Genomic DNA, 16,310 nt, shown 5'->3' on the forward strand with positions numbered 1-16,310 from the left:
ACTCATATAGTTTCCGCACATAATAATTCTCCGGTCATATTGATAATTTCAACATAAAAATCATATATTTACGTACTGTCGTCCCGCAATCCGCAAATTGCAGGCCGTAAAAGCAAGATTCTGGCCACGGATTTTCATCCGCCCTCAAATATTCCTATACAATTCAACGCGGCATATATTTTATATGTTTCTGCATATATATCTATATAAATATATGTTTATGGAATTCTTCCCGGGCGAAGGTGTGCACCCCTCTTCATCTCGGTTTCTAAATTCGAATTCTTCTTCTGATTGTGTAAATATTGCTTCTTGCGCCGACGATTCATAATCTTTGCCACCCTTCGCCTCATCAGGGCTGTATCTGCACGAGCTGCAAGGACGTACATCTCATAGAGACCCATTTGAACACACCTTTCCTATCACGCGACGCAGTTGCGTCCGTGTCTTGAGCTTCATCTCTTTTCCCATCAGCCTTTCAGCTCAATGGGCATTGCGGCGGGCACTGAAAATTGCCACCTAGGGAAATAAAGACACTTATCAGTGCCCCACATCAGCGATTTATACCTGGCAAAGCGAATCCTTCAGCCAATGACCTTCGGAGAAAGAGAAAGGCGCACCACAAACCCAATCCAGCTCTCCTCGCTCCTCGACGGAGGACTTTCCCTGTCAGACCCCAAATGTGAGAGTGAGAGTGAGCGTCACCTTTCACATCCGCGCTAATTCAGCGTAAACTTGGAACGTCTCCCGGTTCATCGCCGAATAGGAGCAGTATAAGCTATGGAAACAGGATGGGGATGAACGGGGAAATAAAAAGTCCTTGCCACAAGTCCGAACAAAAAAGAAATAAAGAAAAAAGTATAAATCCGTTGGACAAGCAGAGCTTTCAAGCTGAGATACGCAGTTCAAAAACATCACGCTAAAGAAAAAATATTCCTAATTCGGTATCATTCACACCGAATTCTGCAATAAAGTGAGCGTAATATTTGGAATCAACGCGCCGGTAGATCTATGTGTTTCAATCAATTAGGAAAGCTAAAGGATTAGACCTGCTCCTCCCATCCGACCTCGTACATGCGCAGCGCGTCCCCCTTGAGTTTATTGGTAAGGTCTGTGATTAACGTTCCCGCTCTTGCGTCGTCATAGGTCGAGACCTCCTTCGCTTGCTCCATGACGCTTTCGAAGACACCGGAAGAAAGGCGAGCCGACAACCGAACGCCCAGCACACTCGGAAAGATTTTCTCGAAACTGTCGCGGACTTCCTTTAATTCCGGTGCGAAGCTAATATTGCTGAGCAAGAACTCTGGCCTCATCATGAAATGTGCGCCGCCACGAGTTGCAGAGGCCAGCGCTCCGGCTCGTCGAACCTTACCATCCTGAGTCAGCCACCAAGTTTGGTAACCCCACTGATTTCCAGGGCTATTCTCTTTGGTCTCAACGCGTCTTCGAAATACACGGAGGATATGCAGCGCGTCATTGTACGCCAGCAATCTTCCTTCAACTTTCACGTTGCCGCTAGCTTTCTTCGTTTCGTAAATACGTTCCGTAAGCGTTTCAAGTTCGGTTTGATCAATGCCCGAAATCATCTCATCGGTGGTCTCATAGGTCATTTTGAAGCGCCGGGTGAAGTATCCGGCCAGTTGGGATCTGGCTTTTAAGCTTCTGACATCTCCAAAATTCGCGAATTGGCCGATATAGGACCGCCAAGACTCTGGGGGGGCAATGCCTTCCGCAGGGCTTAATCTTGAGTATAGATACGCTCTTATCAGTATTCTATCTATATACCCAACTAACTCAAATGGTATTTTACTCTCAACTGAAGCGTAGTGATTCTCAAATTCAAGTATTTGCGCTCGAAGATGTGTCTCCACCTCCTCAATCGCTTTTTCTGTCAATACAAGTTCCGCTCCGGAAGCCCTAAGTATTTCCAAAAGATTAGATGTTGTCCTGTCTTCTTGTGGAAGATATTGCTCAGATATCGCTCTAATGATAAAGTCTGTGCCGATATATAGGCGAAACGACTTAGCAAGTGTTCTAAAGTACTCAACAATCCTAGGTTCGTTCTTCAATGTGAGCAACAAAATGTATGTCTTGCTAAGCTTGGACAGGTATTCTCGCTCTGCGTCGCTAGCCGTATAGAACGTCCCTCGTAAGATCAATAAGCAGTAGCGCCTAATTCTACCTTTATCGGCCGCACCACAGTTAAGGTGATCAACCTCTTTAGCAACTATCTGCGATACATCCGTATAGAGCTCATCATCTCCGTCCCCGTCAGTTACGAAACGCGCCATTTGCAAACCTTGGCGCTCGAACACTCGCTCCAGGCTAGAATGACAAGTCGCGACGATTGCATCAGTAATAACGTCCACGTTCTCTTCAGCTATGGACTTCAATCGCTCTGTCAGAACCGCGGAAACCTCTGATTTCAACAGATCGTCATCAGCATTTTCTACCGCGACGATCATGCGCGTTTCATAAGGGAGACAGAATTTGTCCTCACGACGATACCACCGAATTTGGCGCCCACCAGGAGCATCTTTGGACACCATTCGCTCCAGCCGAACGTCGAGAACGCCCCTAATGAACTGCCGTGCCGCAGGCAGTGTTTCTTCGATGCGAGTCAGTATTTCCGTACGGGTCATCAGAATTCGTTTATCTGGATCGGTGTCGCCAAGCGCCCATAAGATCAAGCTGTCTGCTATCGACTCCAGTAGACCGCTCTTATCTCGCCTATTATCTACCTCCTGCCGGAGGAATACCGCAAGAGTACGATCTGTATACTCTTCTGTTCTTTCGCCAATATCAGCCGTTCCCGGTTTGTAGAGGTACTCTATCGCGGGCTCCAAATAAGCTTGAAATGCCGCTTGAATGGATGGGGATGCATTGATATTTACCTCGATGAACGCTGCATCGCGGATACGGATTTTGCAACCAAGCTCTTCAGAGAGGAGCTTCTCTTCTTTATCAATATTGGCAATGACCTGAGAAGAGAGGTAGGTGAGTACCTTCGGCGCTCGCCCATATTCTCGTAGCCTCTTCACTGTTCTCCGGATTTTCGACCTCGTTGTCGCCTCTTTCGAAATTTGAAGGAAGCTTGATGTCTCTTCCTCGAAGAAGACCTCTGGCTCAAGCTCCGCACTTGCTGAGTCAAAACCTTCTGCTCCCCCATCATGCATTCCACCCAGTGGGACGAACTCTCTGTCTTGCAGTGCTCCGTAAAACGTCTGCCCGAATTTTTCGAAAGCCCAAGTATCAACTTCTGGGAGTGCTCGTAGAACTAACCGCGGATCGATTAACGTCATTAGATTCTCTTAAAACAGCAAGGCCTAGGAAGCCTATCAGATTAGGCGTGGTTTCTGATTAAATCAATTATGACTTTGGGGTACAATCGCATAGGTTGCTTTCAATCGAGACTCTATGTGGGTCGGCGAAATGACGAAGCATGTGATCATTCCCAGCGCAATTTGGTCTAAACGGCATCTTGCATTAAAAAATTTGCAAATTTGCGCACTGCATTGAACAGCGAGCCTAGAAGGTAAAACCGCGTGTCAAAACTTGGACTTCTAACAGCCATAGGGCACAACATAGCTGACTCTGTCGGTTCCGGAGTAGGACTAATGGTTGGCGTCTACTCCATGGATATCTACGGTGAGGCCGCCTCTGCCGACGAAGGTTACATCGATGTAGACTTTCTCACAGGCAGCACGCTGGGCGGAAGCGCTTCACTTTCGCTCATGAACGCTCTTAAACTCTACAGCGAGGAGTTGCCCCGCTTCTGCGAACGGAATGGGGTTGAGGTTGCCGAGTTTCGTATGCTTAGTGTCCGCTTCTTGACAAAAAACCTTAAGCCGACTTGTATCGTGACAATAGAAGATCATCACGGGCGCTCCTCCATCGACGAATATCAAGGATTGCCCGCCCGTCGTGTGAAAAAACTGGACTATTTAGGGCGGGTTCGGCGAAAATAGCATTCTATAATTCGTCACGCGGGTTTTAAATTCCGACGACGCTAAGCACAGCGTGAATCGGACGAAAAAGTACGAATGAGGTTCAGGAGTTGAGGGCCATTATACGAACCGGATTTGCCGTTGCCAGCATGTTTTTTCCGGGCTCTATTGCCTTTGCCGCGCCGACATATCTCAGCTGCGAATTTGCAGGCTCGAAGGGAACCCCGCAGGTGTTCAATTTCGCTCTCGACGAAGCCGCCGGGACATTTGGAGTTTATGTCCCGGCTTCTGGAAGTCAGAGAATGGAGAAAGGCACCTTTGCCGGCGGTAAAGCGAGCCTGAATGAAGGCTCGGTGGCATGGGAGATCGACATCGCCAAGGGTTCGGTCATCCGCGATAAGCGCATGGTTGGCGAGAAGGATGGCGGGACCTGCAAGACGATCTCGCACGCGCAGAGCGGCTTTGAAGATTAAGCCGGTCTGGACAAGAGGCCAGTATCGAGACCTCCGCACATGGAGCTGGCGGCCCGGCTCATCTATAGCGCCTTGGCGAAGCGTTCCAGTTTGCCCAGCGTTTGCTGACCCAGCTCCACGGCGCCGAAGCCCTTCGCTTGCTGGAACTCGGCTTCCGTGCTGAACACCATGCCCAGCACAACTTTCGTCTCGCCGTCCTGATCTTCGAATGAGGCCCAGGCATCGGCATGTTTCGGCCCGTTTTCGCCCCACAGCAGCGTATAAGCGATCCTCTCTTCGGGCCGGACCTCGACATAACGATGATGGTTCGGGAAGACTGTGCCGTCAGGGCCGATCATGTCAAAAACCCATTCACCGCCGGTGCGCAGGTCAATCCTCTTCGTGCGGCAGGAAAAGCCTTCGGAACCCCACCATTGCGGCAGCGTCTTCTCGTTCATCCAGGCTTTCCAGACGATGTTTCGCGGCACCTTTATCGTTCGCTCCAGCACCATGGTTCGCCCGGCCACGCTGGCCAGATTGTTGAGACCGGCGCTGAAACCTTGTTGATAACCATCCCGCATATCCTCGGCCAATGAGGAAAGCTGCACCGTTACGGTCAAGCGGCTACGCTCTTCCATAGACTGAAAATCGGCAGTTACCAGCGCTGCCGACTGGGTTACGCCGCCGGATGAGACCACCTCATAATTCACGCTGCGGAGGGTTGGCTGAAGCTCCAGCCAGCCGCATTCACAGCGAATATCCGGCTGGCCGGCGACCTTGCAGAGCGACACTTCGCGACCGCCCAGCCTGCTGTCCGCCTCCAGGAACTCCACTGTCACCGAGGGCGAGGGAGAGGCCCACACCGCCCGGGCGGCGGGTGAGAGCCAGACCTGCCAGAGAGCCGATAGCGGAACGGCAATTTCCCGTTCGAAGCTGAGCGTTGCAAAACGGTCTTGCTGCTGATGCGGTTCAGCGTGTGCGCTTTTTTGATCCGGTTTCGTTGTCATTCTGAATCCTCCTTCATGGCCTGCATTGCAAATGCCTCCAGCCGGTCAAGCCGGCTCTCCCACACAGCCCGTTGCTCATCGAGCCATGTGCTTACCGGCTCCAGCGCTTCCGGCACGATGGCGCAGGTGCGCACCCGCCCATCCTTGGACGTGATGATCAGCCCTGCCTCCTCCAGCACGGAAAGATGCCGCATGACCGTGGGCAGACGCAGCCCCGTGGGAGCGGACAGTTCCATGACCGGCGCCGGCCCGCCGCCGAGGCGCGCCAGAATCGCCCGTCGCGTCGGATCGGCCAGAGCCTGGAAGATCAGTGAAAGTTCCTGATGTTGCTTAGTCATGTTGCTAACCATCATGTTTCATCGTGACAGGGCAAGGAGAAACTTAGCAGATTAACTAAGTTTTATCGGGAGGGATGGTCCCGGGGATGAAATGCCGATGCGTCGCCCGGCCGTCTCGTTTGGGTAACCGGGCCTTCCCCTTCATGCGCCTGGCGTTCGGCAACGGGCAGCCCCGTGGGAGCGAACAACTCCATGACCGGCGCCGGCCCGCCACCAAGGCGCGCCAGAATCGCCCGTCGCGTCGGATCGGCCAGAGCCTGGAAGATCAGTGAAAGTTCCTGATGATGCTTAGTCATGTTGCTAACTATCATGTTTCATTGTGACAGGGCAAGGATAAACTTAGCAGATTAACTAAGTTTTATCAGGAGGGATGGTTCAGGGGATGAAATGCCGATGCGTCGTCCGGCCGTCTCGTTCGGGTAACCGGCCTTTCCCCTTCATGCGCCTGGCGTTCGGCAACGGGCGGCGGACGCAACTGACGGGCCGGAAACAAGCCATCAAAAGTTGCAGAAAAAGATTGACTCTCGCAGCTGCCTGAGTGAGCTTCGCCGGGAAAATGACGGGGAAAACATCAAATCATCATGTCACCAGAACGCTTTAATCAATGCCTGCGGGTGATCCGCTGGACGCCGATCAATATTGCGTCTGCGCTGCAATGCGAACTTTCATGGATTGAGGCGCTGGAAGCGGGCAACGAGGAAGTTCCCGCTGGCCTGGCGACATGGCTTGAAACGCTGGCGCAGGCCCATGAAGCTCTTCCGCCTCCGTCCACCTACAGAGGAAAACGGTCGACATTCTGATGCGGCCGGCAGCTTTCGGCCTTTACCAACGATTGGATTATTCGAAATGAAATATGTCATAGCAGCTCTTGGCCTGATCGCCTTCTCAAGCCCCGTCCTCGCCGCATCCTGCGAGAAGAACTTCACTGTCTCAGGCGTACCGATGGTGACGGCTGTCTCTTACAAGTCCTGGCAGGAACTGCCGAAGGCGAAAGCGCCTGCCGTGCTGCAAAAGCTTGCTCAGGCCGTGGCGGCGGAAGGTTTCTCCGGCATCCAGATCAACAAGGCGTTGTCTTCCATCGATGCGCACCAGGAGACCAGCGGCAGCGGCAGAATTCAGACGCTGCGGGTCGTGGCCCGGCAGAAGGGCGCCGCTGTGCGGATTGATGCTGTCTTCAACATTCAGGCAGGACAGATCGCGGACAAGAACGTCATCCGCGAAGGCATCTGCAATATCATCAATGGCGCATGACGCACGGTGAATGAACTGCCCCTTCGCAGTCTCGATGCCGGCGCAAGCTGACATCGAGAAGGGCTGCTAAGCGGGTGCGGCGGATCTGTGGCGGAGCGACCGCGCCGGCTAGCGCGGCGTGGGCATAGGCGGGTTCATGCCGTTGATGGTGATGCTTATGGTATGGCGGGCGACCCCGGAATCTGCGATGGGTGCAGGCAGGGATAGTGTCCGCAGCCGGAAGCAGGCTGCGAATCGACGGGGAAAACATGCCGATCTATGAACTGGCTGCCGTGGGCGCCGCGACGTGCTGGGCGATAACCGGGCTTCTTGCCGCGGGCCCGGCGGGGCGGCTCGGAGCGCTGGCCTTCAACAGGACGCGGCAGCTTTTTGTCGCCGCTCTGCTCGGGGTCTATGTGCTCGCGTCAGGCTCCTGGCGGGAAATTCAGCCCGAGGCGCTGTCGTCACTTCTTCTTTCCGGCTTCATCGGCATTTTTGTTGGCGACACGCTGCTCTTCACCTGCCTCAACCGGCTGGGGCCGCGCCGTTCGGGAATCCTGTTTGCGCTGAATGCCCCGATCGCCGCGCTGCTGGCATGGGCGGTGCTTGGCGAGCAGCTTCCCGCAAGTGCCGTTGTCGGCATAGGCCTGACGCTCAGCGGCGTGCTACTGGCAATTCTCTTCGGCAAGCGCAAGGCGCAGCTGCATGAATGGGAGAGCGTGAAGGGGCCTCTCTGGCTCGGCGTGCTCTTCGGGCTTCTGGCAGCGCTCAGCCAGGCGGTCGGCTCGCTCATTGCAAGGCCCGTGATGGCGACCGGGATCGATCCTCTTGCCGCTTCGATGCTGCGTGTCGGGGTGGCCGCCCTTTGCCTGACTGCGCTTACCATGATGCCTATCGACGCGGTTCGGCCCAGAGGCCCGATGACCAGAAGCCTGTTCCTCCAGACGGCGTTCACGGGCATCATCGCCCTGGCTTTCGGCATGACGCTGCTTCTTTTTGCCCTTTCCGGCGGCAAGGTCGGCATTGTCTCGACACTGTCGGCAACCACGCCGGTGATTATCCTGCCGCTGCTGTGGCTGAGAACGCGGGAGGCGCCGGCGCCCGGCGCATGGGCCGGCGCCGCACTTGTCGTGAGCGGTATGGCGCTCATGTTCTGGAGATAGCTTCAACCCGATGGGGAACGGGTGCGGAAACACCTCATCCGCGTCGAGACTTTTCACGCCGGGATTCAGACAGCAATGACCACTTGCTAAGCAACTTTTGCGTGCTTAAAAGGCGGCTAATATCAGTTCGTTAGAGAGGACCAACTTCGTGGAACAGGAAAACACCCAGACCGGCAAGGGTCGGCGCCGGGCGCTTTGGGCGGCGGTTGCAATTATTGCCGTTGCTGCCGCAGGCGTCATCGGCGGCAAGACCTTCTACGAAGCAAAGGTGAAGGAACTCGTTGCCCGCAGCGGCGCGACGGCCACTTCCATCGAGGTCGATTTTCTCGGGAAAATTCATGTTCGCGATCTGACGCTGCCGCTTGAAGACGGCAAGAATATCAAGATCGCGGCTATCGACGGACGTCCGAAACTTCCGTTTCTGGACGGCGCGCTTGATATGAAGACCATCGACATCGATGTGCCCACCGGAAAGATTTCGATGGCGCAGGCCCGCGTCGAGAATGCCGCTTTCGAAAAGCCGGGACAGGCGGAAGAAAACGGCAACTCCCTGCCCCGGCGCATCGAGCGCTTCGCAGCCGCGCGCATCTCCACCCCCGAGGTGACGTTTACCCAGTCCGTCGCGACCACCGAGCAGAAGACCGTTTACAAGAACGTCGCTCTCTCCGAGATCGCCGGCGGTCGCATTGCCCGCTATTCGATCGACAATGGCGGCTACGATATCAAGATGCAGCTTCCCGACAGCGACGGGGCGATGAAGGACAAGCATATGGTCGTCTCGACCGGCGCAATCGCCGGCCAAGGCATCGATGTCGCTTATCTCGCCCGGCTCTATACGGAAAAGGCCGGTCCTGAAGACAAGGAGGCAAAACCGCTCTACGGGCCGCTCTCCGTCAAGGCTGTTTCCTTTTCTGACGGAGACGCTCATTTCAGCTATGATGAAATCCGCAGCGACGGCTTTACCGCCCGCATGCCGTCTGAACCGCTGCTGGAAACCCTGAAAGCGCTGACGACCACCCAAAATCCTGACGAGCTTTCACCGGAAGCGCGCCAGGCGCTTTTCGCAAAGGTCGTGTCCATTCTCGACATGATCGGCAAAAGCAACATGCAGCTCATCGGCTTCAAGGTCGACGCGCCGGATGAAAAGGAAGGGGCGGCTGGCAAAAGGGTCAAGGCCGCCATCGACCGCATCGACATGCAGATGGACAGCCGCAAGCTCGACTTCGGCTTGAATGGCATGTCGATCGGAGACGGCGACGGCAAGATCGAAGTCGCGGAAGCAAGCCTCAAGGGCTTTGACTGGAGTTCGACGATCAAGGGAATTTCCGAGATCATCGCGCTCGACGAGACGCAGATCGAGACCTTTCAGTTTAACCGCCTGATACCGGAACTTGGCCGGGTGCGCGTCGGCGGCATCAACGTCGACATGGCCGCGCCGGAAAAGCCGGAGGAAGAAACGACGGGAACGCCTGAGCGTATCAAGTTCTCACTCAAGAATTTCGAGATGGGGCTGACCAAGCCCTTCAACGGCATCCCCACCGATATCGAGATCAGGCAGGACGAGCTCACGCTTCCGATCCCGGCCGACTCGGAAGAGGAAGTTTTCGTCGAAGCCCGCAAACTGGGTCTTGAAACGCTCGCCTTCTCTTATGGCCTTGCGGCCGGCTGGGACGAACCGAACAGCAATCTGGTGATCCGCGACATCTCGCTCAGCAGCAAGGATTTCGGCAGCGTCAATTTTGCCGGTCTGGTAAGCGGCTTTACCGAAGAGTTCTTCTCTTTTGACGTCAATCGCGCGCAGGCGGCGCTCTTCGGGCTCGCCGGCCGCGAGGTGAAACTCACGATCAAGGACGAAGGTTTGATGGCCAAGGCGATCAAGCTTTATGCCCTGCAGAACGATATGACGGAAGATCAGGTGCGCGCCACTTTGACACTGGTGGCGGGCATGATGCTGCCGCAGGTGGCAGCTGAACAGCCGAAGCTGCAAAACGCGGTCGAAGCGCTCGTCCAGTTCATCAGCAAACCCGGGACCCTGACGGTAACGGTCAAATCCACGGGCGCAAATGGCCTCGGTATTTTTGACCTGGTTGCCGCCTCCGACAATCCGATGGGGCTTCTCGACAAGGTCGACATTCAGGCGACCGCCGAATAAACCGGCCACTCCTCCGGCAGTCTCAAGCTTGGTTTTTCGAGCTTGAGACTGCCGGAACTGGTATTCTCATGAGATTATGACCTGAACGTCCGAGAAGCCCGCCCTCTTGCGTGCAGGGCCGTGAGGAGCATCAACATAAAAACCGAGCAACTCACTTTCGGCCCCGGCGGGCAGGTTCCCAACAATCAGACCTTTGCCGTCGTCATTTATCGAAATGTCGGCGCAGACTTTCATTCCGCGGATTTCGAAGCGATATTTTCCCGCAACGGATGGAGCGGCATCTGGCGCAATGGCGTGTTCGACTACCATCATTACCACAGCGGCGCACATGAGGTTCTGGGCGTGGGGCGTGGTGAGGCGACATTGCAGATCGGCGGGCCGGAGGGGCAAATCATTGATGTCACCCAGGGTGACTGCCTGATACTGCCCGCCGGAACCGGCCATATGAAGCTGAGATCTTCTGCGGATTTTCAAGTGGTAGGCGCTTATCCGCCCGGTCAAAAGGCCGATATTCAGACATCTTCACCAAGCGCGGAAATGCTTGAGCGGATAAGGTCCCTGCCAAAACCTGGGACAGACCCAGTGCATGGAGCCTCAGGCGGCCTGATGGAAATCTGGCGCTGAAGGCCAGCCCGCCCGATCTACCCCTATACCCGGCAGGCATGTGCTTTCAGCCCAGGATTTTGCGCAAGGGCGGTGTGCCGTAGCTAATGCAGCCACTCGCAACTATAAGCGAGGACCGGCTCGGCAAAGCCCTTCAGCCTGTAACGATCGCCATGCACGAGCACATCAGCGCCGCCATATTCCTGGAAGGTCTTGTCCGATATCAGGATCTGATCGCTCTCAGCAGCAGCGCAAAGCCTTGCTGCCAGTTGCACGGTCGCGCCGAAGAAGTCATTGCTGTCTTCCACCGGCTCCCCACAATCCAGCCCGATGCGGATGTGAATGGGCTCACCTTTGTCGCTGTTGTAACGATGGAACTCGCGCTGGATATCAATGGCGCAGTCCACGGCAAACGGCGCGGAGGAGAATACGGCCATTATGCCATCACCGGTATGCTTGACCTCCCGTCCCGATCGTCGCCCCAGACAACCACGAACGAGGGCATCATGCGCACGGATGAGTTCCGCCGCCATGCGATCACCGAGACGGGCCGTCATCTCGGTTGAACCGACAATATCAGTGAAAAGGATCGCGCGGTGGCCGGCGTCCATATCTTTCGAGACAGCCCCAACAGCCACCGGATCCTGTATGCGCCCGAGAAACGCCTCCACCGCCGACAGCGCGACTTCCACCACTTCACTGGCGACAAACCCGTGCGCTTCGCGATGCACGCACTGCGCGGTTGCGGCGTCCGGGGCATCCATAAGGCAAAAGGCCGTGCCGCGTCTTTCATCAAACCAGTAGGTCAAGAACCTGACGCCATACTGATCCTGGATGTTGAGATCTTTAAGGTGTGCCGCAGCAATATCCGCGGCGGAAACGCCGGCAAGCTCGTGCCGGTCCATGAAGATAGGCATTGTTTCCTCCCAAGAGTATTTCGTTGCCTCCTCTGCCAGCCATTTTATGACGTCACCGCATGGTCGTCTATCGTTCTTACGGGTGACACCGGACAAGACGGGAACACCGGAAAGGGCGATATTCATTCTCGTTAGAATTTCGGGGCCACTGACGGCCTCTTACCGGCGCTTGACCATACGCCGAAGCAGGGAGCCGGATCGGGCCTTGCGGGGAATGAGGAGGATGTCGCTGACCAGCTTTGCGCCGCCTTCCCGACGTTCCAGCGTTATCTTTCGGCTATGGAAGGCCTCGAGCTCGGCACGATGCGCCACGCTGATGATCGTGGCGTCTGGCAATTCGTCAATCACCGTCTGCATCATCCTGTCCTGGCTTTTTTCGTCGAGAGCTGCGGTCGCTTCGTCCATGACGATGATGTCAGGATTATTCAGCAACAGGCGGGCAAAGGTCAGCCGCTGTTTTTCACCGCCTGACAGCGTCTGGTCCCACGGCGCTTCCTCTTCCACCTTGTCCCTGAGATGGCCAAGACCGACCTTGTCGAGAGCCTCCCCTATTTCTTCGAAAGTCCAGCTCTCGGCCGCCTGCGGATAGCAGACCGCCCGGCGAAGGGTGCCGGAGGGAATATATGGCCGCTGCGGCAACATGAAAAGCCGGCTGCCGGCGCGAAAACTGACGCTGCCCCCGCCCCATGGCCACAGGCCCGCAATTGCCCGAACAAGTGTGCTTTTGCCGGATCCGGATTCGCCTGCGACGAGCACTCTTTCTCCGCGCCCGATTTCGACATCGGTCTCTTTGACGACGGCCGTACCGTCGCCGAGCGACACCGAAACATCCTTGAGGCTGAGCATGGTTTCGCCTTCCGTTTCACCTCGGACGATCCGGCCAAGCTTTTCGCTCTGTTCGGCCCGCTCTAGCCCGTCAAGCGACATCATCAGGGAGGCAACGCGGCGTGCGCAGGCATTCCAATCCGCCAGCCGGGGATAGTTGTCGACCAGCCAGCCGAAGGCGGATTGAACGATGGTGAAAGCGGATGCCGCCTGCATGACCTGACCGAGGGACATGCTGCCGTCGAGAAATTTGGGCGCGCAGAGAAGAAGCGGAACAACCGGCGCAATCAACATCGATCCATGCGACACGACAGTGGTGCGCATATATTGCTGCGCCATCTGCTTCCACTGCTGCCGGACATTGCGGAATCTGTTGTCGAGGTCGCTTCGCTCCTCCTCTTCGCCGCCAAGCAGGGCGATGCTTTCACCATTTTCCCGGACGCGGGTCAGCGTGTAGCGGAATTCCGCCTCCAGCTGGTTCTTGACCTCGGAGACCCTGACGAAGTTCCGGCCGATCAACGCGATGGAACTCGATGTGATGAGCGCATAGATCACCGCCGCAATCACGAGAAAGCCGGGTATCGTCATCGATGCTCCGCCGATCGGCAGCGTCAGGGCGCCGCCGATCGTCCACAGGACGACGATAAAGGTAGACGCCGACACGAAGGCGGCAATGACGCCCGCCACGAAATCCACGGGTGCTTCGGTGGCGATACGCATATCCTCCGACAGCCTCGCCTCCGGATTCTGATGGTCACCATCGATCAGGTTGAGCTGGTAATAGCGGCCATGTGCAATCCATCGGGAGACCAGCACCTTGGTCAACCAGGAGCGCCAGCGCCGCTGGATGCGCATTCTGACGTAGACCTGTGAGGTCACGATCATAACGCTTCCGAGAACCAGCGGCGGGAATATCGAAGCGAGAAAATAAACCGTGGATGCATCCCGTTTTTCAATCGCGTCGAAAATCCCGCGATTCCAGACGTTGATGCCATATTGGAAACCGACATTTATGCCGATCATCGCCAGGAGCCCGATGGAGAACGGCCATGCCAACGCATCGCCACGGCGGCTCCAGAACCCTCGCGCGCTGATCCAGAAGCGTTTCAGAAGATATTTCTTGCGGGCCTCTGCGGCCTCTTCCGGTGTCAAACCCGAAGCAGGTTCCATTTCCTCCGGCGGTAGGGGATCATCGTTAGCATGAACATTCTCTGCACCATTCTGGCCGGTGCCATCGACTGGTTTCGGTTTTGCGTCAGCATCGGTCATGGATGCTTAAACGGATGGCGGTTTGAAAGGTTGCCGGTCCAGAATGATTTGCCTTTGGCCCAGGCGGCCGCGCTCGCGACCTCTGGTTTTTCCCCACTTCAGCAGATAACCAAATCCCGGTCCGGGCAGAGCGCCGGCAATGACCCGCTCCGTGAGACCTGGCGGGCTTTCATCGGGATCGTGCCCGGTGACTGCGTCGTGATATTGACCGCAGCATCGGGACGCCTGATCGATCGCAGCCGTATCACCGTCTCAGGATACTGGAAGAACGGCGAGACGGATTTCCGTGGCGCCGAAGGCGATGAGCGGTGCCCTGCCAATGAACCCCGACTGAATAGTGCCTTCAGCTTCCGTTCCGGCGGGACCGTCTAAAACAAAGACGTTCAACCGCGGTCTTATCCGCCTGAGGAGACACAGTCATGATCCGGAAGTCTTTCATTGCAAGTGCACTCGTCACTCTCGTCGGCATCGCTGCCGCGGCGCCCGCCATGGCCAATGATGTGCGCATCGAACAATATGGCTGGTCCAACTCTGCCGGTGGTGCACAGGAAGGGTATGGCAACCGGATCCGCACCTACCAGAACGGCGGCTACAACCGGATTGTCGGTCACCAGTATGGCCGGCATAACCTTTCTGCTGTCGGCCAGGAAGGGCATGACAATTACGGCTCTACTTATCAGAACGGCAGCCGCAATGTGGCCGGCATCGGCCAGTTCGGTTCCAACCACACCACCATCCTGACGCAGGATGGCAACGGCAATATCGCGGCCGGTGTGCAGGTGGGCCGCGGCTGCAGCGCCAATGTGAGCCAGGGCGGCAACGACAATGTCGCGGCCTTCGTGCAGGCCTGCCCTTAAGCGGCGGTGCGACGTGAAACCGGTCGGGATCGAAACTCAGGTCATCAGGGAGACTAGCCATGCCCCATAGCGTCAGACATCCGCGCCGCCTGGCGGCGATCCTTGCACTGGCCCTGCTTCCCGCCGGCGCCGTTGCGGCCATATCGACGGCAAGGGAACCGGCAGAGGGAAAGGTCTGCGAGATCAAGGCGACGCCGCAGGCGGGCATGGTGAGGCTGGAGGCCTTTGCCAGGGGCGGCACACCTGCCGGCGGGACCTATGCCTTTCACGTCGAAAAGTCGGGAAGCGGCGGACGTTCGGTCATCAATCAGGGCGGCGACTTTGATGCCGCCGCCGGACGTTCGCAACTGCTGAGCGCGGTGACGCTGGACGCCAAGGGAGCCCGTTACAAGGCCGTGCTCGATATGATGATCGACGGCAGGAGTTTCAGCTGCACGAAGCAGGTTGGCGGCGACTAAGCCGCGGCATGTTTGTGAATTATTCCCATAGAGGGCGCCAGTTCGGGCGCCCTTTTCTTTTGATCGCGCCGAACGACTGAACGACATGTGAATGGGCAATTCCGGTCGGGTTCAGTTGCGGGATGCGATTATCGATCATCGGCAAGGCGCTGACAGATGGAGATCAGAATGACCCGCAACATATTGAAACTTCTTACCGTTACCCTGCTTGTTGGTGGCCTGACACCCATTGGATTTGCCGCACCCGCCCATGCCGGCGGCCGCATCTCCTTCGACCTCGCACCCGGCAATGCCGCCGATGGTGACCTGCTTTCGACAGGTCTTCGCGCCTACTCGCTCTACCGTGGCCTGAAAGATGCCGATATCCGCCAGCTTGGCCGTGGCAACGCCGCCGGCATCGCCCAGAACGGCGGCGGCAATCTCGGCTTTATCCGGCAACGCGGCGTCGGCCATTCCGCGACGCTGCAGCAGAATGGCAACAACAATGCCTATGGCATCTTCCAGTACGGCCGCAACGCGGAAACCAATGTAGTGCAGGATGGGAATAACGGCAGCGGGCTGACCTTCAGTTATGGCTGGTAAGGAAAGCGGACGTCCGATCATGGGTCGATCGGAAAGGCGAATCCCGCCTTCACGCGGTCCATGACGACCATCGTCTTGAACCCCTTGATGTCATGGTTCTCATAAAAGAACCGGCGGGTGAAGGCTTCATAATCTTCCATATCCTTGGCCGTGATCACCAGGATGAAGTCGGCGTCACCAGTCACATAATAACCGATCATGACCTCCCGGGTGGCGCGAATGGCGGCCTTGAAGCGATCGACAATATCGGCCCTTTCTCGCTCCAGCGAGACGAGAACGATCATGGTGATGCCACGCCCGACGGCCTTGGGCGAAATAATTGCCACATCGGCTTCGATCACCCCCTCATCACGCAGGCGCTTTAACCGACGCTGGCACGCGGTTGGTGACAGGTTGACGATTTTGGCCAGCTCTTCCGATGTCAAGCGATTGTTTTTCTGCACGGCGTCAAGCAGCGCTCGGTCGGCTCGGTCAATCTGATTCATGCGGGATCCCTGCGTTTTTATATAAAAC

17 protein-coding genes are annotated in these 16,310 nt (G+C 56.4%); 11 read left to right on the plus strand and 6 right to left on the minus strand.

Annotated elements, in window-relative coordinates; all coding sequences use genetic code 11:
- Nucleotides 1-1,040 precede the first annotated feature (1,040 nt).
- On the minus strand, nucleotides 1,041-3,299 hold the full coding sequence (locus WDZ78_RS19455; protein ID WP_112977902.1) for a hypothetical protein: 2,259 nt from the start codon (nucleotides 3,297-3,299) through the stop codon (nucleotides 1,041-1,043).
- Nucleotides 3,300-3,632: 333 nt separating this feature from the next.
- Here WDZ78_RS19455 and WDZ78_RS19460 point away from each other — a divergent pair, with 333 nt between their 5' ends.
- Both WDZ78_RS19460 and WDZ78_RS19465 read left to right on the plus strand, forming a co-directional pair.
- Nucleotides 3,633-3,965 (plus strand): hypothetical protein, encoded by a 333-nt coding sequence (locus WDZ78_RS19460; RefSeq protein WP_162724152.1) that lies wholly within the window; start codon nucleotides 3,633-3,635, stop codon nucleotides 3,963-3,965.
- A 128-nt stretch (nucleotides 3,966-4,093) separates the two neighbouring features.
- Nucleotides 4,094-4,417 (plus strand): hypothetical protein, encoded by a 324-nt coding sequence (locus WDZ78_RS19465; RefSeq protein ID WP_425673947.1) that lies wholly within the window; start codon nucleotides 4,094-4,096, stop codon nucleotides 4,415-4,417.
- A gap of 62 nt (nucleotides 4,418-4,479) precedes the next feature.
- On the opposite strand, the gene WDZ78_RS19470 is transcribed toward WDZ78_RS19465, so the two are convergent.
- Together WDZ78_RS19470 and WDZ78_RS19475 are read right to left on the minus strand one after the other, a co-directional pair.
- A complete protein-coding gene (locus WDZ78_RS19470; RefSeq protein ID WP_425673948.1) occupies nucleotides 4,480-5,403 on the minus strand; it encodes an SRPBCC family protein in 924 nt (307 codons plus the stop codon).
- The gene (locus WDZ78_RS19475) at nucleotides 5,400-5,741 is read right to left on the minus strand and encodes an ArsR/SmtB family transcription factor (protein ID WP_425673949.1); all 342 of its coding nucleotides are present in this window, start codon (nucleotides 5,739-5,741) and stop codon (nucleotides 5,400-5,402) included. The genes WDZ78_RS19470 and WDZ78_RS19475 overlap by 4 nt, the downstream gene beginning before the upstream one ends.
- Nucleotides 5,742-6,322: 581 nt before the next feature.
- Between WDZ78_RS19475 and WDZ78_RS19480 the strand changes: the two genes are divergently transcribed.
- The 5 genes from WDZ78_RS19480 to WDZ78_RS19500 all read left to right on the plus strand — a co-directional run bounded on the left by WDZ78_RS19480 (nucleotide 6,323) and on the right by WDZ78_RS19500 (nucleotide 10,910).
- Complete coding sequence (locus tag WDZ78_RS19480) at nucleotides 6,323-6,541, plus strand: hypothetical protein (protein WP_003505772.1); 219 nt, start codon at nucleotides 6,323-6,325, stop codon at nucleotides 6,539-6,541.
- Between the two features lie 46 nt (nucleotides 6,542-6,587).
- Nucleotides 6,588-6,992: a hypothetical protein gene (locus tag WDZ78_RS19485; protein WP_020009925.1), complete on the plus strand. Its 405-nt coding sequence runs from the start codon at nucleotides 6,588-6,590 to the stop codon at nucleotides 6,990-6,992.
- Nucleotides 6,993-7,240: 248 nt separating this feature from the next.
- The gene (locus WDZ78_RS19490) at nucleotides 7,241-8,134 is read left to right on the plus strand and encodes a DMT family transporter (protein WP_026363556.1); all 894 of its coding nucleotides are present in this window, start codon (nucleotides 7,241-7,243) and stop codon (nucleotides 8,132-8,134) included.
- Nucleotides 8,135-8,282: 148 nt separating this feature from the next.
- Complete coding sequence (locus tag WDZ78_RS19495) at nucleotides 8,283-10,286, plus strand: hypothetical protein (protein ID WP_425673950.1); 2,004 nt, start codon at nucleotides 8,283-8,285, stop codon at nucleotides 10,284-10,286.
- Nucleotides 10,287-10,421: 135 nt separating this feature from the next.
- On the plus strand, nucleotides 10,422-10,910 hold the full coding sequence (locus WDZ78_RS19500; RefSeq protein WP_425674055.1) for a cupin: 489 nt from the start codon (nucleotides 10,422-10,424) through the stop codon (nucleotides 10,908-10,910).
- Between the two features lie 83 nt (nucleotides 10,911-10,993).
- Here WDZ78_RS19500 and WDZ78_RS19505 read toward each other — a convergent pair whose 3' ends face one another.
- Together WDZ78_RS19505 and WDZ78_RS19510 are read right to left on the minus strand one after the other, a co-directional pair.
- Nucleotides 10,994-11,806, minus strand: a complete 813-nt coding sequence (locus WDZ78_RS19505; RefSeq protein ID WP_026363555.1) for a nickel-binding protein — start codon at nucleotides 11,804-11,806, stop codon at nucleotides 10,994-10,996.
- Between the two features lie 159 nt (nucleotides 11,807-11,965).
- A complete protein-coding gene (locus tag WDZ78_RS19510) occupies nucleotides 11,966-13,900 on the minus strand; it encodes an ABC transporter ATP-binding protein/permease (protein ID WP_425673951.1) in 1,935 nt (644 codons plus the stop codon).
- On the opposite strand from WDZ78_RS19510, the gene WDZ78_RS19515 reads away from it, so the two are divergent.
- From WDZ78_RS19515 to WDZ78_RS19530, 4 genes are all read left to right on the plus strand, one after another.
- Nucleotides 13,832-14,272: a hypothetical protein gene (locus WDZ78_RS19515; protein WP_425674060.1), complete on the plus strand. Its 441-nt coding sequence runs from the start codon at nucleotides 13,832-13,834 to the stop codon at nucleotides 14,270-14,272. The two genes, WDZ78_RS19510 and WDZ78_RS19515, sit on opposite strands and share 69 nt — an antisense overlap.
- A gap of 47 nt (nucleotides 14,273-14,319) precedes the next feature.
- A complete protein-coding gene (locus WDZ78_RS19520) occupies nucleotides 14,320-14,757 on the plus strand; it encodes a curlin (RefSeq protein WP_111796917.1) in 438 nt (145 codons plus the stop codon).
- 59 nt (nucleotides 14,758-14,816) lie between these two features.
- On the plus strand, nucleotides 14,817-15,215 hold the full coding sequence (gene csgH / locus WDZ78_RS19525; protein ID WP_425673952.1) for a curli-like amyloid fiber formation chaperone CsgH: 399 nt from the start codon (nucleotides 14,817-14,819) through the stop codon (nucleotides 15,213-15,215).
- Nucleotides 15,216-15,383: 168 nt separating this feature from the next.
- Nucleotides 15,384-15,797 carry a curlin gene (locus WDZ78_RS19530; protein WP_425673953.1) on the plus strand — a complete coding sequence of 138 codons (414 nt, stop codon included), beginning with the start codon at nucleotides 15,384-15,386 and terminating at the stop codon, nucleotides 15,795-15,797.
- A gap of 17 nt (nucleotides 15,798-15,814) precedes the next feature.
- Here WDZ78_RS19530 and WDZ78_RS19535 read toward each other — a convergent pair whose 3' ends face one another.
- Entirely contained in the window at nucleotides 15,815-16,282 is a 468-nt protein-coding gene (locus tag WDZ78_RS19535) for an Lrp/AsnC family transcriptional regulator (protein WP_020009915.1), read from the minus strand.
- Between the last annotated feature and the right edge of the window lie 28 nt (nucleotides 16,283-16,310).

The sequence above is a fragment of the Agrobacterium sp. M50-1 genome, from assembly GCF_049843495.1.
GTDB lineage: Bacteria > Pseudomonadota > Alphaproteobacteria > Rhizobiales > Rhizobiaceae > Agrobacterium > Agrobacterium radiobacter.

Excerpts from the sequence above, each read along its gene's own strand:
- WDZ78_RS19455 (WP_112977902.1), bottom strand. The coding sequence starts at position 3,299 with ATGACGTTAATCGATCCGCGGTTAGTTCTACGAGCACTCCCAGAAGTT.
- WDZ78_RS19460 (WP_162724152.1), top strand. The coding sequence starts at position 3,633 with ATGGATATCTACGGTGAGGCCGCCTCTGCCGACGAAGGTTACATCGAT.
- WDZ78_RS19465 (WP_425673947.1), top strand. The coding sequence starts at position 4,094 with ATGTTTTTTCCGGGCTCTATTGCCTTTGCCGCGCCGACATATCTCAGC.
- WDZ78_RS19470 (WP_425673948.1), bottom strand. The coding sequence starts at position 5,403 with ATGACAACGAAACCGGATCAAAAAAGCGCACACGCTGAACCGCATCAG.
- WDZ78_RS19475 (WP_425673949.1), bottom strand. The coding sequence starts at position 5,741 with ATGACTAAGCAACATCAGGAACTTTCACTGATCTTCCAGGCTCTGGCC.
- WDZ78_RS19480 (WP_003505772.1), top strand. The coding sequence starts at position 6,323 with ATGTCACCAGAACGCTTTAATCAATGCCTGCGGGTGATCCGCTGGACG.
- WDZ78_RS19485 (WP_020009925.1), top strand. The coding sequence starts at position 6,588 with ATGAAATATGTCATAGCAGCTCTTGGCCTGATCGCCTTCTCAAGCCCC.
- WDZ78_RS19490 (WP_026363556.1), top strand. The coding sequence starts at position 7,241 with ATGCCGATCTATGAACTGGCTGCCGTGGGCGCCGCGACGTGCTGGGCG.
- WDZ78_RS19505 (WP_026363555.1), bottom strand. The coding sequence starts at position 11,806 with ATGCCTATCTTCATGGACCGGCACGAGCTTGCCGGCGTTTCCGCCGCG.
- WDZ78_RS19515 (WP_425674060.1), top strand. The coding sequence starts at position 13,832 with ATGAACATTCTCTGCACCATTCTGGCCGGTGCCATCGACTGGTTTCGG.
- WDZ78_RS19510 (WP_425673951.1), bottom strand. The coding sequence starts at position 13,900 with ATGACCGATGCTGACGCAAAACCGAAACCAGTCGATGGCACCGGCCAG.
- WDZ78_RS19520 (WP_111796917.1), top strand. The coding sequence starts at position 14,320 with ATGATCCGGAAGTCTTTCATTGCAAGTGCACTCGTCACTCTCGTCGGC.
- csgH (WP_425673952.1), top strand. The coding sequence starts at position 14,817 with ATGCCCCATAGCGTCAGACATCCGCGCCGCCTGGCGGCGATCCTTGCA.
- WDZ78_RS19530 (WP_425673953.1), top strand. The coding sequence starts at position 15,384 with ATGACCCGCAACATATTGAAACTTCTTACCGTTACCCTGCTTGTTGGT.
- WDZ78_RS19535 (WP_020009915.1), bottom strand. The coding sequence starts at position 16,282 with ATGAATCAGATTGACCGAGCCGACCGAGCGCTGCTTGACGCCGTGCAG.